This is a genomic window from Bradyrhizobium sp. LeoB3 (assembly GCF_055456055.1).
Genome location: NZ_JBVBEF010000133.1, coordinates 1 through 15,722, shown reverse-complemented (window position 1 = coordinate 15,722; position 15,722 = coordinate 1). Strand labels below are relative to the sequence as shown.

Genomic DNA, 15,722 nt, shown 5'->3' with positions numbered 1-15,722 from the left:
CGTCGCGCCAGCGCCAGCATGCGTTCGAGGACAATCTCGCCAAGCAAGCCGGTGCGGCCTTCGATCTTGCGGGCAATATCACGGATGACGCGACCGAGATAGGTTCTGAGCATCTTCAAGGCCCGGTTGGCGCGCTTGGAGGCATCGGTTTTGACGCCCCGAGGTAGAGCAATTTGGGCAATTCAGTTGGCGACCGGCGCCCGTCTGTCACAGGTTTGCTAATCTGCGCCTGTTCGCTGATCGACGCGCACCCGGCTCCGGACGATGGACGCGCGGTCACCGCGCAGCCCCCCGTCAATACGCCGTCTCGTCGCGAAGAGCGGGGCGCAAATGCCGATGGCGCAAGGGAGAGCAGCTACAAACCTTCGTATGGCACTTCCATCCCTTGTCATGGCGCTCGCCTACCCCCGTACAATTGAGCGTTCAGTTGCGATGGACCTAGCCTTGGGCCAATCAGCAAAAGTCGATTGCCCGGCGATTACAGGGAAGATCGACGCAATCGCGACGATCCCAGCGGTCCGCACGTGGAACGCGCGCGACAGAGAAGAAGCCGCTGTTTTGCCCTGGGAGGCTGCATATGAGACTGAAGCGCTGCTTCCGCTGCCCTATTTTCCGCATGACCGCGCGGATCACAATGACCCCGCAGCCGCACTTCATTTGTGCGCGCGGTGCGACCGCGAACCAGAAATCCCGGGAAGCTATCACCGACGCGAGACCTACAGGAGATAAAGATGGGCGATAGCTCCCAATGCTCTCACCAACCTGCAGCGAAGTGCTGCGCCGTCTGCGGCGGGAAGTTTGGCCTGATCCGATATTACTCGTGGCGCACTGCGCTGTGCTCCAGGAAATGTCTGGATCGGTTCAAGGCGCGTCGGGAGCGCGATCGCCGATGGCTGTTCGGATTTCACGGAGCCTAAAACAGCTGAGGTTGAAGGCCAATGCCGCCCTGTCTTGTACTTTCTTAAACGTGTCGAGGAAGTTGTTGAACTCCGGCTTTGCTGCATATTCGACCCAGGTCTTTTCGGCCCACGTCGATCCGCGCGCGGAGTTGACGAGCTTGCCGGCAACAGCGCCGTTCAGATCAACCTGCTTTGAGGTTGCCCATTGGATGAACAGCTAGGCTGCTCCCTTCTTCTTGGAAGCGGCGTTCATCGCTAGCGACCATATCCAGATGTTGGATTCGAAGTCTTTGCCGTTTTGAGCGCGCAAGGGGGGTGCGAATGCGATCTTACCCGAGGCCGGCTTGCCGGCCACGTCGTTCCAAAAGCCAACCATGTTGGAATCGATTGCCATCGCCGTGCGTCCTGAGTTGATGCCATCGACCACTTGATACCAGTTGTCGTTAGCAAAGGACGGACCCGCGCACTTCTTGATCATGTCCACATAGTCCTTGTGGAAGGCGATTGACTCAGGTGAGTCGAGACCCGTGTCCAGCTTGCCGTCCTTAATGACGAAATCATGCACTCCGTAAGATTTGGCAATCGAGATCGCAGCCGTGTGGATGCTGCTCCAAAAGCGTACGCCGCGGACGCCCAACGGCGTGAGTGCGGGATCCGCAGCTTTTAGCTTTGCGCATGCGGCGGACATCTCCGGCGGAGTCGTCAGCACCTTGATGCCGAATTTGTCGAGGATGTCCTTACGGTAGAATAGCTGGATGTTCTCGAAGCCGTGCGGAACGGCCCACACCCGACCGCTTCCCGCTTCGATCTCCCCATCTGTCACCTTCCAGGTTAGCGCATCCCGCAGCGCGGGAAAGAAATCCTTGTAGTCATAGTTTGATGCGGTGAGTTTCGGATCGGTCAGATACCGATCGAGCGGCTCGAGCAACTGGCCTGGCGCAAGATCCCAGGCTAGCTGAACCCCCGTCCCCACGACTTCCCAAGTCGGAGATTTTGTGCTCAGTTGGATCGTTAGCTTATTCCAATAAGCGTCGTCCGGATAAAGCTCAGGCGTCACCTTGATACCGGTTAGCTTTTCGAACTCCGGCAATTGAGCCGCGACGGCGTCAGCATAGGGATGAATGTCGTATGCCCAGACGATCGAACTACCTTCGAACTGCCTCCAGTTGACGTCGTCTGCTTTGGCTTGCTGAAGGGGAATGGCCGCTCCGGTCAGAAGCGTCGAGCAAATAAGAGCGCCTCTGGCAAAATTCGCCAAATGGCCGCAAAAAGCAGCGAGCTTCCTTGGCATGCTTCCCTCCAATGGGCTCTTTGGCCCGTAAGCCCACGCGCCCTCCTCTTCCAGGGCCGCAGTGCCGAGCAGGCTACCTGTAATTTTTCTCGTCTTAAGCGGGCTTTCCAACCGAGGTTGGGTAAGATTGAGTAACGTCGGACACTTCGGGCATTTCCGCAGAAGGGGAGAATAAACGCGGATCAGCAAGCAGAGCGAGCCACACCGGGGCTGAAGTTGCAGGCTACGTCGCAACCTGTCGGTTCATGTTGCACAATTCCGGTCTTAATTTTGATCTCGTGCAGTTATACGGCTCCTTCCCCACTTTATCTGGCGCCAGTAAGCCGTCGTACCAAGGCGTCGAGTCTCGATCTCATTTTTCGATAGTCGGCTTATGTACCGGATCGATAAGAACTTGCCGCTGAGAACAAACGTGCTCCTCGGTTGTACGATATCAAGAATGGCGGCTGGAATCTCACAAAGACGTTCATCGTCGGGCTGCCGCTCGACGAGGGTGGGCACCGGGAGGCGGAGGTTGTTGAGGACCAGATACGATTCGTGCCGATCGCTCATCTCGAAGATGAAATGCCGCGCCGCGGTTCGCCGTTCGGTCGGCTATGGCATCACGATTGGAGCGCCCGCGCATGGCGAAGGCTTGGATGCTGCTATGGTTGAATGTTCGCGTTCGCCGGATCACTCGGGAGCGTCAGCCCTCGCCCTTTTCCCACGCCGGCCCCGTCTCGGCGGCGCCAGCTCCGGAGTTGTTCGCATGTTAGCATCGGGTTGGTCAAGCTTCCCAGTGTGCGATCGTATCACCCGAGCCTTCTGAACGATAGTAGGATTCCTGCAGCGAAGGTGCACCGCTGAGCACATCTGCAGCCCAGCTGCGCACACCTCTGCTGCATAAGCTGAAACTCCTCTACACACGCTATTCAACCAGTACCGGGCCCGCCGCTTCGGGTCCATTCGAAGTTACCTTCATATTCGGTGCAGTTCTTTTCGATCCCACACATATCGTTCCTGATACTGTTCGCCGCATTCGACTCGCATGCACCGCGCGCAGTGCACCAACCATGACGTAAGCCAAGACTGCGGCTCCTAAGCCGGCGAATGCTGGATAACTCTCGCCTTTCCCCTGCCTACGAAAGCTAGATTGTCGCGACTATTTGCATGACGAACCTGCCGCGACTGAGACAGCGTCGTGAGAGGCAGCTTCAGGCGCGCCGACAAAGCCCTGGTACGAGCCTTGCTTGATGAAGGGCAAGACCATGTGCTTCGCGCCGAGCCGCCGGATTCCTTCCGCCTTGGTGTCTGGCTCCGGACATGGATGTCTTCAACCGGACACGGTTGAACACAACAACACGCAGCGTCAAACGATGACACGGTAACAGTCGTTGTCCAAAGGAGAGAAGCATGTCCGGTATTGCAGGCGCTTTTCTGTTGCCAAGCCGTTCACAAAAGACGGTTTACGATCGGCTCAAGCACATGGTTCCGAAGCTTGAAAACCGTGGACAGGCGGGGTTCGGCGTTGCCGCGTTCATGCATGCAAAAGGTTTTCAATATACAAAGTCCTGTCGGCCACCACGCGACTTCGCAACGATTGATTATGATGAACAGGGTGCGAATTTCAGGCAACATGTAGCGATAGCACATATTCGTACTCCATCTTCCCGGGAGAACAGTGACGGCGACGTCCAGCCCCTTGACAACCATAAAGCCGGCCATCGCCACTTGACCGTTTGTTTGAACGGCGCTTTGGCCAACGCTGATGAACTTAAGGAAGAACTGCTTGCCCAAGGCTATCGGTTTGGCAGCAGAACGGATGCAGAGCTTCCGCTCAAGCTTATTGAGCGCATTTGTCAAAAAGACTATTGGCAGCACGCTTTGCCGGTTGATTACGAGAAAGTCTTTCGTGACATTGATGTCCGTATTGATGGGGCCGTCATCGCACTTTTATTGGATGGTCAAGGTAATCTAACTGCTTTCCGCAATCGTAGTGATTTGCGGCCTTTGGAATTCATGAAAACCGAAGACGGTTTTGTACTCTTTGCCTCCGAAAATTGCGCTTTCTCCGGACTACAAGGCCAAGCGGACGAGATATTGCCAAGTCACATCAAGTATGTGGACGGACAAACGGGAGATTGCATCACTCGCTTTGTTGGCCGTGCTGGACACAGCCCAAAGCTTTGCGCCTATGAGACGCTCTATCTAGGAAATACGAAAACGTCGATACGAGGCCACTCTCATCTGAGCACCCGTCACAATATAGGCGTTACCCTGGGTCGAATTATCTCGCCGACTTTAGTGGTCGAAACGGGCTCCGCCCCCATCATCGTTTCTTCCATGCCGCGTACGGGAAAGCCGTATGCCGATGTTCTATTCGCATCTCTGGCCGAACAACAGGGTGCCCTCGTTCAAAGGCACGAAGTGATCGCAACATGCTGTTCGGAGCGCACGCTCATAGGCATCGCTGGCGAACGCAAATCGCTTATCGCGCAAAAGTACCGGGTCGCAAGCAAAGACGTTACAGGCCGAACCATAATTATAGCCGATGAGGCGCTTATTCGCGGCGATACAAGCCGGGCAGTGACGGAAATGCTCCTTGCCGCCGGGGCCAAGGCTGTGCATTGGGCAATCGGTTCTCCGCCCATCGTAGCGCCAAATTACTACGGCATGGGTATCGACACGATTGATGAGTTGGCGTTCTGGAAAGTCTGGAAAACATTGCCACCCGAAGCGCGACAGAACAGTCTGCGTTTCCATAAAATCGAGTCGCAAACGCTCACGGTGATCGAAAGGCACATTGCTTTGTCCATCAATGCTGCCAGCGTCACTTATCTGCCCTTTCATTCTCTCGTATCCTTGCTGCCGCAGGGGCATGATGGAATCGATCTATCTCCGTTTACGGTCGAGATGCCAACTCCTGCGGGGCAAAAACGCGCGAACGAAAACTTGAATAGATTGGTCGCCGATCTCGCCTTCACAAAAGTATCCGCTGCCTGAGGTCACGATGAAGCCGGCTCTTGTATTCGATTGGAACGGCACTCTGCTCGACGATGCCGATGCCTTGCTGCAAACGACGAACGCCAGTCTGAGCCGGTTCGGCCGCGCTGCCATCGACATGCAAACTTTTTTGGACCAGTGCGACGTTCCACTTTCCGTCCTTTACCGCAATCTCGGAATGTCGGAACGCGAAGTCGAAACAGTGGATAGCGATGGCAGCGCTATTTTTCACGACACCTACGAGCCGCTGGCGAGCAAAGCCGATCTGCGCGACGGCGCCCGCCGCATTTTGGAAACGGCGCGTCAACAGGCCGTTTCCACCATCATTCTGAGCAACCATATAGTCGAACCCCTCCGTACCCAATTGCGAAGGCTTGGAATCGACGATTGCGTCGATGAGGTTCTGGCCTTTGAAAGCCGCGCTACTCAATACAAAAGCATGAGCAAAGGCGAACGGCTTCAGCTGTACATGCAAACACACAATCTGAACCCTGGGTCAACCGTCTTCATCGGGGACATGCCGGTCGAAACGGATATTGCACGCCATCTTGGCTTGATCAGCGTAGCCATTACCGGCGGGTTTGTGTCCGAGTCGCGTTTGCACGCGGCGCAGCCGGACTACCTCATTGATAACCATCATAAGCGGCTGCGCGTTCTGCAAGAAACCGGCTTTTTTCGAAATGCATAGTGAGCGAGAGCATGACTGAAAATCCATTATCGACCGCAACGCCTATGCCAGCGCGACAAAAGATCGGCCTGATCGGCGCAGGACGCATGGGAACCGGCATAGGGATCAGTCTTTTGCGTCATGGCGCCGAATTGCATATCAAAGCCAACAAGAACCGTAGGGGTGCGGAACGTTTAATCGGCATGGGCGCTTGTGAACGTGCTTCCATTGCTGAATTGGCCAGGCATGTAAATGTCGTCGTTTTGTCCTTGCCTTCAAGCCGCGAGGTTGAGGCAGTCTGTCTTGGGCAACACGGATTGTTCGCGCATTTACCCCGACAGAGTCTGATACTTGACTGCACAACGTCTCATCCTGCTTCAACGCTCGTTTTGGCCGAACAGGCCCAAAAGCATCGCTTAGCCTTTATAGATGCCCCCGTAACGCGAAGCCCTGAACATGCAGAGCAAGGACGTCTCAACGCCGTTGTTGGATCGGATGGGAAAAGTTTCCGTATCGCTGCCGATATTCTTGCTGCGTTTTGCGAGAACATCGTCCCTGTCGGCGATGTCGGGCAAGGCCATAAGCTCCAGCTGGTCTATAACGGCATGACGATGGGCATAGCGGCGGTAGCTGCTGAAACTTGCCGGTTTGCCGATGGCCTTGGCGTTGATCTTGCAACCTTACGCTCGTTAGTCAGTCGCGGCGCGACCAACAGCGGAATATTCCAAAATTTCGCAGCCTTTATGTTGGGCGAAAGACCGGATGTTTTGGCGATATCCATTACCAATGCCGCAAAGGATATTGATTGCGCCGTGCGGTTAGCAGGCGAAACCGCAATAGCAGTGCCGGTTCTGACTGCCGCCGCGCAAAAATTACACACCTCTGTTGCCGAAGGCAAAGGTGAACTCACCTTACCTCATCTCACGCTTCTCTGAGGACAACGGATGACATAGTAACAGCACCCGAAAAACTTGTGTGCTGCAGACTTCGATGACCGTCGCGATTTCGGCAGTCGGCGGTTGTTCCTGACCCGGCAAGGTGCCGCAAATGTTGCTTTCGATTCTTTTCTCCTTCCCTACCGGTGCTGCCCTGAACATTTCGCTGACGGTGGATGGGCGCTGTCGCAGAAGATCGAACACAGTTCCGCTTAATCTGCGATTGGCTTCTCGCTGAACGACAAATCCTGAAAATTTGTGCAACCGTACAGCAGTCGCCGAAAATATGCGGAAAAGATAGGGCACTTACGGGTTGGTCGGAACTGTCTATGACGGCAGATTCCCGGCCCGAAATTACAGCGAGGCTGGCGTGAGGGTTTTCCGCAACCGGCCATCTCAGACGGGGAGGAAACTCACAGTGTCACAAACATTCATCCCGTACGCACCAACGGTCTCCGCAGGGCCGGCCGTTTTGACACTCGCACCTCCCATGTCTACCCTCATTGGGGACAAAGGCTACGATGGCGACGGCTTTCGCGCCGAAATAGTCAATCGCGGCGCGAAGCCCGTCATTCCAAACAAAATCCAACAGGGTGATCCTCCACAGATTCAGCAAACGCGTCGACAAAAAGCGCAACGTTATAGGCGCTGTTTCCGCCGGCAGAAGGATTTCAGGCGTGTTGCAATTCGCTACGACAAACTCGCCAGGAACTTCTAATGCTGCCGTCTACCTCGCGGCCATCGTCGCCTATTGGATCAATTGAGTCTGAACCCTCATACTCTTTCAACGCCAGGCGCGCGGGAAGCGGAACCCATCACCGAAGAGTCCGGTCCATGACCACACATCGCCAGAGGATTTTGAGTCCGCGTCCTTTTCCCCCGCCACCGGCCTGCCGGCAATGCGAGCGAAGTTCTGGATCGCTTTGGAGACGAGCTGCGGATAGGTGAGGAGAAAGTTGTCCGGCTGGGTGTGCATCAGCGCCGGCATATCCTTCTTTTTTAAATCCTCATACGACTCATTCAGCATCTTCTTGTACAATGATAAGCTATTCGACGTGCAGCGGCCGCCGCGCGACTTCACACGGAAGATCGCCTCCGGGGCAATTTTCCCAGAGATCATCGCAACGTTCAAACGCCCGCGATAGCTGGTGCTGTCGAGTTCGGCGGCATCGCCGATTACCACCCAGCCATCGCCGTAGAGCTGGGGTATGGTGTTGTAGCCGCTTTTCGGGATGAGGTGCGCGGAATATTCCTTGAGCTCTGAGCCGTCGATTAGTGGCACCACCGACGGATGACGCTTGAAGCGGTCGAGCAGCCCGTAAGGCGTTTCGCCCGTTCGCTGGAGATCGGAGACGAGGCAGCCGATGCCGAGTGAGATGCACTCCTTGTTCGCATAGATGAAACCCATGCCGGTCATCCCGCGCGAGATGGTGCCGGCGGCCTCGATCACGACCCCTTCGTCGCGCTTGAGATTGAAGCGGTTTTCGATGGTCTCGCGCGGCAAAAGGTGCATTTCCTCGACCTCCAGCGCAACCTGGTCGGGCGTCGGCCGCTCGCGCAAGCCCGCACACGTCCCGAGCAAGCCATTGACGCCCTCGGCGAGCACCACTACGTCGGCGTGGATTATGCCGTCCTGTCGGTCAGTACGCACACCAATGACGCGGCCACGGCGGTTCTGCGCCAGCTCGGTAACGGTAGTCTGGCACAAGAGGGTGGCGCCGGCCTCCTTCACCTTGCAGGAGAACCATTTGTCGAATTCGGGGCGGATGACGATGTACCGGTTCGGTCGCTGGTGATTGCAATCGTTGAAGCGGTAGCGCAGCCCGATATGGGAACGGCTCTCCACTATCCAAAAGCGCTGCTCGACAAGGCGGCGCTCGAGGGGGCATTCTCGCGGAAATCTGGCGTCAGCTGCTCCAAGATGTCCGCATCGAGGACTGCCCCCTGCACGTTCTTTGATCCGGAATATTCGCCGCGCTCGAGCTGCAGCACCTTCATGCCGCGCTTGGCCATGCTCAGCGCGGCCGCGTTGCCGGCCATTCCGGCGCCAACAACGATCGCATCGAACCTCTCTTCGATCATGGGCCTCTCCTTTGTTCAGTGGCGCATGTTCTCAAACCTACCCTCGCTTGCAACGCGGTCGCCTGCATAGGGCGACGGCGGAGGCGGCGAGATCACGACCCAAGATCGTGCTTCCCAACAACAGGATCTCCGGCTCTGAGGTGTTGACAAGGCCGGTCAAGGCCTTGGTGTCGGACACGTTGCGGCAATCTGCAAGCATGTTGTCGGCAACCAGATAGAAGGTCGGCGCCGTGGCAGAGTTCGACCGCGGGCGCTGCGCGTCGCCTTTGTCTCCGGACCGATCACGACCTCCGCGAGATCAACTTTCAGCTTCAGCTCCAAGGAGACTGATTGCACTGGCCGCGCTCCTGTTCGATAAAGACCCAGACATACTGCGTTGAAATTCACCGCGAGCGCCTTCTTGCCGGCGCGCCCTTCAGGAGACGCGCGAGCTCCTGTCAGATCGCTCATCATCAAGACTCTTCGGATCAGGCATCGCGGGCCAGCGCCGCAAGATCGGTCTCAAGCTTGGGCTGGTGCTTGAAGATCGCGTCGATCAATGCTTGCGCCGGCTGCTCGGCGGCTTCTACCAGCACCGCCTTCTCAGCGCGCGCGGACGGCGCGAATACACGCTTAACGACGGTCGGCGAGCCCTTGAGACCGCATTTGGAGATGTCCTCGACGCCGGCCTGCTGCGCGTTCCACTTCACGATCGGCGCCCGGGCGGCACGCAACGCATCCGCCATGGCGCCGCGGCGAATCTGGTTGGTTGCCTCCAGCATGGTGATGAGACACGGCAGCCGGGTGCGGAGCACCTGCACGCCGCCTTCGGAGCGCCGTTCCGCTTCAACTGTGCGTGCGGCAAGATCCAAGGCACTGATCTTGGCGACGTAGGTGAGCTGCAGCACACCTAGCCGCTTCGCGACGCCGGGCCCAACTTGGGCGGTGTCACCGTCGATGGTCTGCTTACCGGTGAAGATGAGGTCCGGCGGGCCATATTCCTTGCCGATTTTGCGGATGGCGGTCGCAAGTGCGTAACTCGTCGCCAGCGTATCGGCGCCCGCGAAGCAGCGATCGGTGAGCAGTACGGCGCGATCGGCGCCAAAGGTGAGCGCTTTGCGTAACGAGTCCTCGGCCGACGGCGGCCCCATCGTAAGGACGGTGATCTCGCCGCCGAATTTATCGCGCAGCTCCAGCGCGGCCTCGAGCGCGAAGAGGTCGTATGGATTGATGATGGTCGGCACGCCCTGACGCATGATCGTGTTAGTCACGGGGTGCACGCGGATTTGCGCCGAGTCGGGAACCTGCTTGATGCAGACGACGTTGTGCATATGTTTCTCCAGACATTGCAATGGCTGGCGAAGAGAACAGCAAGTTTCGTACCACTGCGCGAATTTCAAAATCAGCAGCGATACAATGCTTTTTGGAAACGTCATCTCACCCTAGCCTGACGTTTGCCGGCGACGGAATTGCGACATTGGTCCTGACTACGACAGCTCGGCTCGCGCGGCTTAATTTATCGTTGATCTGGGTCAAAGCGGGTGGCCCAAAACGGATTCGCTTCCTCGGGAAACCGCAGCACCCGCTGCGCTCATGAGGAAGCCTAAGCCTTGAGCTCATTTGCAACCGACGAGGCTTCGCATCACCAGGAGCAAGCGCCGCGTCGCAACGAGCTTGCGGCGCCTGCGGCCACGAGGCACACGGCGATACCTTCGTAGTCCCGCAGCGCGCGGCGGTTGCTCCACATGAGCGGACGCGGGCTTAGAATTGAACGCGGTCAACCAGCAGACGATGATCTCGCCGACTGAAATCCGGCGTGAGCTGATGGTCGATTGCGACATTACCCAGGCAGTGGCGATGGCAGCGCCCGCGCCGCCGATGGTCACGGCCCCGACGCGCGCCAAATCCTTTCAGAAACGCTTGATCTCGACACCGTATTTCCTCAAGGCGTAGCCAATCTGGCGCGGTGTCAGCCCAAGCAGGCGCGCCGCCTTCGCCTGCACCCAGCCGGACCTTTCCATGGCCGCGATGACACGCTCGCGATCTGTGATCTTCGCACCACCTACGAGGGATGCGCCGGCTGGTGCCAACGGAGCCAGGTCGCCGCCGAAAGGCGGGACCGGCATAGCCGCCTCAGCCGGCGGCATGGCGGGCATAATCGGCACTGATACGATCGGCCGCGGCTGCAGCGCCACCTCGTCCGATCCGGTTTTCCACAGCATCGCGGAAAGGCACTGGCCGTGGCAGCAGGCAAAGTCGTCTCTTACGATCGATGGTCCAGGTGCAAGGGTCGCGGTCCGCTGCACGCAATTCTCAAGCTCGCGCACATTTCCGGGAAAACCGCAGTTCATCAGTACTTCAATCGCACTGCTATCGAAGTCGAGCGTACGGCCGTTCTCGCTGTTGAAATTTCTGAGGAACTCGGTGGCGAGGAGCGGAATATCACCGCGCCTTTCGCGCAACGGCGGCAGCAGCAAGGGAACCACGCTGATCCGATAATAGAGGTCGGCGCGGAACTCGTTGCTTGCCACCGCCTCTTCCAGGTTCTTATTGGTGGCGGCAATCACGCGAACATCGACCTTAACGGTCTGGTTGCCGCCGACGCGCTCGAATTCCTGCTCCTGCAGGACGCGCAGTAGCTTTGCCTGGAACGAAGCCGAAATCTCGCCGATCTCGTCCAGAAATAGCGTCCCCTTGTCGGCGAGCTCGAAGCGGCCCTTGCGGGAGCTGAACGCGCTGGTAAAGGCACCCTTCTCGTGACCGAACAATTCGGATTCCAGTACCGTTTCAGGCAGCGCCGCGCAGTTGAGTTTTATGAGCGGACGCTTGGCGCGCGCCGACCGCTCGTGAATCGCCTTGGCGACCAGCTCTTTTCCGGTACCGGACTCGCCGCGCAACAGCACCGTGCTGTTTGATTTGGCCACCACCGCGATCTTCTCGAGCAGCGCCCGCAGCGCCGGGCTGTCCCCGATGATCCCCTCGACATGGACCTTCTTGCGCTCCCGTGAAGGCTGCTTGAGCTCACACAATTGCTTTTGCAGGCGGTCCTTCTCCACCATCAGTCGCTCGCGGTCACACGCGAACAGCCGATGCAGCTTCACCGTCTGCCCTACAAGGTTGGCGATCATGGTGAGCAGCCGTGCGTCGTAGTCGAGCCGGACGCTCGAGGCCTCGTCCAGCATTCGGTCGATCGTCAGCGTGCCGACGACATTCGCATCGATGCGGATGGGAACGCCGAGGAACGACACTGGCATCTCGTCGGAGGCCCCGAGTACCTCCATGTCCGCAGCACTGAAGGCCGAATGCACCGCTACGTTTTCGGCGACGAGCGGCATGTCCGACGTCACGATCTCCTGCAGTGCCTTCTGCGGCAGGCGCATCCGGTAGCGCTCGTCGCTGCCTTCGCTCCAGCCGGCGCCCACGGTAATGTCCGGCACGCCATCATCGTGGAATAGAGAGACGATACCGTGCCGCATCTGTACAAACGATTGCAGAAGATCAACAACGTTGGCCAGCGTGACTTCGAGCCGGCAGGGCGCGGTGAGTACTTTCGATATTTCGAAGATCCCGATAATCGCGCTCTCATGCGACGGCACAATAGGGACCGTGTGGTCCGTCTCGGAGTTTGAGTTAAGCCTTTCGCGTACGGAAGGGATATGCAGCATGACGACGTCTCCGTTGTCATGACCATCCTCCCTGTCGCTCTGTTCGGATTTGCGAATATTGTGTTGCATGTCATCCTCGATCTCGCCCTACAGGGAATGACCGCAAGAGATAACCCCTTATTATGGCACGATGGTAAAACTTACAGCGCCTTCATCGTGGCATGACGGTAAACTTACAATGCTTTGATTTGCTTATTCTCTGCTCTTCCGAACTCGTCGCGCGGATTCCGTGGAAACACGAGTTCCATTGATGTAACTCAAATCAGCTGCGATTTTTTGTTGCAGGTAGGGGGTCGATCACAGGTGTTGGCCACCATCGATCGGCACCTCGGTGCCCGTGACATAGCTTGCCGCATCCGAGCATAGGAAGAAGATGACCTTCGCGACTTCTTCGGGTGTGCCCACCCGGCGCAGCGGAATATTTGGCACAAGACGCGCTTCCGTGTTCGGCGACAAAATGTCTGTTTTGATCTCGCCGGGCGCGATCGCGTTCACGCGAATGCCATGCGGTGCATAGTCGTGCGCCTTTTCGCGCGTGAGACACGCGAGCGCAGCTTTCGATGTTGCATAGGCGCTGCCGGCAAACGGGTGCACCCGCGAGCCTGCGATTGAGGTCACGTTGACAATTGATCCCGACGCTGCTCTCAACTCCTCAAACAGGCCTTGCGCGAGCAGGATCGGCGCCACCAGATTGAGGTGGAACACCCTCATCCAGGTTTCGACTGACGTCGTCAAGGACGTCAGTCGTGCACCGTTCGGCGTCTTCGGCGAAATTCCGGCATTGTTGATCAATGCGTGCAATGGCGCGCCCGCGAGGCGCTCCTTGACCTCGGCGATGGCGCGCGGCAGCATCCGATGGTTGCTGAGGTCGACCTGGACATGGTTGTCGGCCCCTGACTCCCACGGGCAGCGCCCGCCATCGAACGGTTGGCGCGCGCAAGAGATGATGCGCCAGCCCGCTTCCGAAAACAGCTTTCCGGTGGCGTGACCGATGCCGCGCGACGCCCCGGTCAGCACCAACGTCTTCCGTTCTCCCTGCTGGATGCCGGCTCTATCGGTGTGAAACGGACAGCTCACGTCGGTCGCCGACCGTGGACCGGCGACCGCATCGTCGTTTCTCAGATCGAGACTCAAAACGCACCTCCCATCTTGCCCTCGCCCGCCAACGCGGTGCAGGATTTGGGCCAGTGCGATGCAGAGGAATGCTCGCACCTTTTGCGGCCCAATGTCGTGTTCGCAACAGGTTGGCGGGTTCGGGACATCGGGCGCGTTTGCTTTCGGCCAGCAGCAAACGCTGGTGCACACCAAGCCGATTTTCAAGTCCCGCAAGACGTGCACGGCACTGCCCATTTGGCTCGGCTCTTGCTCCACGGCCCTAATGCGCGCTGGCTTTGCCGCAAATGTTGTCAATGCGGTCGGTCGAGGTCCGTAAATTGCGCGGATATCAGAACCGCTGGCGAATTCGTTGGCTCTCACACCATTCGATGCGGGGGAACGACGTGTTGCTGTTGAGCAATCCGCCCCTCCTGAGAACCAGGTTACCGGCCACGTCATTCCATTCATCATTCCGTGATCGAACTGGGTCTCAGGATCGGCGGCAGCGAACCCTCAACCTGCAGCGTTTCTCGGCGGCCTCCGCCATCGCAGTCTTCTTGAGCGTGGCGATATTGTCGGCAGCCTCCTTCGAGAGGCCCTCGCGGACGGCTTCAAGGCTGGGTTGAACACTCCCGGGAAATAATGGAGAGCTGGATGTGCGGCAGAGCCACTTGGGGCGGCGAGCCCTTCCGCGCGCGATGTTGCGACAAGTTCGGCCTCTCACCGTAAATAGTGCAGCGACTGCGGCCGGTTCATCGACGGGGTTCTGGCGTATGTCAGGACACCCGGCGATCCAGAAAGCCCTGTGCAACCACTGTTCGACCAACTCGGGCTTCCCCGACTCTACACATCGCGGAGTTAGGCGCGCGTAGCCAGGCGACGGCGGCGCTCATGGTCGGCTAGCTCAGGTTGATGCTCGTGCCGCAGCGGTAAGGTTACGTTCGGTCACCCGAGCGTCGAGCACGACGAGCAGATTTAGATCATCGAGGCCCTGAACGCATGATCTGGACTTATCCAGACGGTGGATGCATTCGATCAAAACAATCACTTTTACCAATTCTAGGAATGACGGCAAGCAAAAAGCCAGTTGGAGAAATGAATTCAGGCATACCAGGATGGCTATCGATCTTTGCCTGGCTTTGAGAAGAATTCTCAGGTGCACGCCGAGCATCAACCGAGGCGCATGTCCATTGCGGCCACGTTCTTCGGCGGGCTACGCAAGCTGCGTCGCGCCGGCTCGACGCGACAAGCGGTTCGCACGTCGCGTAGGCGCTTACTACCGATAAACCTCCGTATAGCTGTTCCAACCCCTTTTATATCACCCGCTTATCTCCGTATAATTGAACCAACCATGTCGAATGGAACTTCTCGTGCTCGGTCGCTCGTCGTCCAGAGCTGCTGCTGTGGCGCAGCGCCCAAGACTACAACCATGACCCAGCTACCGGATAAGCCCGCCTCTGGGGCCCAGCTGCCCCTGTATTTGGGGACATGCACACGGCCATATTCATGAGTGCCTGTTATGCTTTCTCCAGCATTGATCGCAACCTTGATGCGCGAGAGCAGCATGTGAAGGATGCAGCTTAAGGCGGCGCTGCTCCCATAATCCCCGGAGTTCCTTCACGAGAGCTTCACGCCTAGCCTGATCGAACGTAGTTGTATCAAGGAGATCCCCGAGCACGGCTTCGCCCTCGATCCGCATCAGTAGATCGAACACATCATGTGAAATACGCACACCGTCACGGCTGGAGGGCCCCGTACGGATCTCGCACACCGTCTCTTGGCGATCTAGCGCGGTGTAAGCGCGGACTCGATAGAGGCGTGCATAAGGCGGCAATGAAACCGCGAGCCTAGTCCAATCCTTCAGCATTGCAGCCCGCTTTTTGACGAGGAACGGCCCGACTACAAGTCCATCCAGCTCTGTCGTCAGAAACGCGGCAATCGCGTCTGCAACCGAATCCACGATCGGCTCGGCATTGTTGCTAAAGGACGTGTTGAGCAGAACTGGGATGCCCGTCCGCCTCTTGAACGCATTAATAAGCTCCCAGTAGGCGCGGCTGCAGAACGGCGATGTGTTCACGAAGTTCATGACCAAGCTTCTGAACCATTCTCAGGTCAAATCGCTATTGT

General features: G+C 57.8%; 8 protein-coding genes and 5 pseudogenes. 5 read left to right on the top strand and 8 right to left on the bottom strand.

The features are described from left to right. Nucleotides 1-1,116: 1,116 nt before the first annotated feature. Complete coding sequence (locus ACZXDY_RS41020; protein ID WP_464349405.1) at nucleotides 1,117-2,190, bottom strand: ABC transporter substrate-binding protein; 1,074 nt, start codon at nucleotides 2,188-2,190, stop codon at nucleotides 1,117-1,119. A 1,392-nt stretch (nucleotides 2,191-3,582) separates the two neighbouring features. Here ACZXDY_RS41020 and ACZXDY_RS41015 point away from each other — a divergent pair. The 4 genes and pseudogenes from ACZXDY_RS41015 to ACZXDY_RS41000 all read left to right on the top strand — a co-directional run. Further along, a complete protein-coding gene (locus tag ACZXDY_RS41015) occupies nucleotides 3,583-5,172 on the top strand; it encodes an amidophosphoribosyltransferase (protein ID WP_464349404.1) in 1,590 nt (529 codons plus the stop codon). A 7-nt stretch (nucleotides 5,173-5,179) separates the two neighbouring features. After that, a complete protein-coding gene (locus tag ACZXDY_RS41010) occupies nucleotides 5,180-5,860 on the top strand; it encodes an HAD family hydrolase (RefSeq protein ID WP_464349403.1) in 681 nt (226 codons plus the stop codon). Between the two features lie 11 nt (nucleotides 5,861-5,871). Beyond that, nucleotides 5,872-6,774, top strand: coding sequence for an NAD(P)-dependent oxidoreductase (locus tag ACZXDY_RS41005; protein ID WP_463331876.1), 903 nt, complete (start codon nucleotides 5,872-5,874; stop codon nucleotides 6,772-6,774). Between the two features lie 451 nt (nucleotides 6,775-7,225). Beyond that, a pseudogene (locus tag ACZXDY_RS41000) lies at nucleotides 7,226-7,538 on the top strand (transposase); the annotation flags it as partial. Nucleotides 7,539-7,558: 20 nt separating this feature from the next. Here the strand turns inward: ACZXDY_RS41000 and ACZXDY_RS40995 are convergent. The 3 genes and pseudogenes from ACZXDY_RS40995 to ACZXDY_RS40985 form a co-directional block, all read right to left on the bottom strand. Continuing rightward, nucleotides 7,559-8,856, bottom strand: a pseudogene (locus tag ACZXDY_RS40995) (FAD-dependent oxidoreductase). 79 nt (nucleotides 8,857-8,935) lie between these two features. Then, nucleotides 8,936-9,306 (bottom strand): annotated as a pseudogene (locus ACZXDY_RS40990) (electron transfer flavoprotein subunit alpha); the annotation flags it as partial. A gap of 17 nt (nucleotides 9,307-9,323) precedes the next feature. Continuing rightward, nucleotides 9,324-10,166 (bottom strand): electron transfer flavoprotein subunit beta/FixA family protein, encoded by an 843-nt coding sequence (locus ACZXDY_RS40985; RefSeq protein WP_028168869.1) that lies wholly within the window; start codon nucleotides 10,164-10,166, stop codon nucleotides 9,324-9,326. Nucleotides 10,167-10,602: 436 nt separating this feature from the next. On the opposite strand from ACZXDY_RS40985, the gene ACZXDY_RS40980 reads away from it, so the two are divergent. Continuing rightward, nucleotides 10,603-10,788: a hypothetical protein gene (locus ACZXDY_RS40980; protein ID WP_130228489.1), complete on the top strand. Its 186-nt coding sequence runs from the start codon at nucleotides 10,603-10,605 to the stop codon at nucleotides 10,786-10,788. On the opposite strand, the gene nifA is transcribed toward ACZXDY_RS40980, so the two are convergent. From nifA to ACZXDY_RS40960, 4 genes and pseudogenes are all read right to left on the bottom strand, one after another. Continuing rightward, the gene (nifA, locus tag ACZXDY_RS40975; protein WP_464349402.1) at nucleotides 10,746-12,569 is read right to left on the bottom strand and encodes a nif-specific transcriptional activator NifA; all 1,824 of its coding nucleotides are present in this window, start codon (nucleotides 12,567-12,569) and stop codon (nucleotides 10,746-10,748) included. The genes ACZXDY_RS40980 and nifA overlap by 43 nt on opposite strands. Nucleotides 12,570-12,797: 228 nt before the next feature. Further along, nucleotides 12,798-13,634 (bottom strand): SDR family NAD(P)-dependent oxidoreductase, encoded by an 837-nt coding sequence (locus ACZXDY_RS40970; RefSeq protein WP_028168866.1) that lies wholly within the window; start codon nucleotides 13,632-13,634, stop codon nucleotides 12,798-12,800. Nucleotides 13,635-14,497: 863 nt separating this feature from the next. Then, nucleotides 14,498-14,613 (bottom strand): annotated as a pseudogene (locus tag ACZXDY_RS40965) (LysR family transcriptional regulator); the annotation flags it as partial. A gap of 486 nt (nucleotides 14,614-15,099) precedes the next feature. Continuing rightward, nucleotides 15,100-15,645 (bottom strand): annotated as a pseudogene (locus ACZXDY_RS40960) (carbamoyltransferase C-terminal domain-containing protein); the annotation flags it as partial. Between the last annotated feature and the right edge of the window lie 77 nt (nucleotides 15,646-15,722).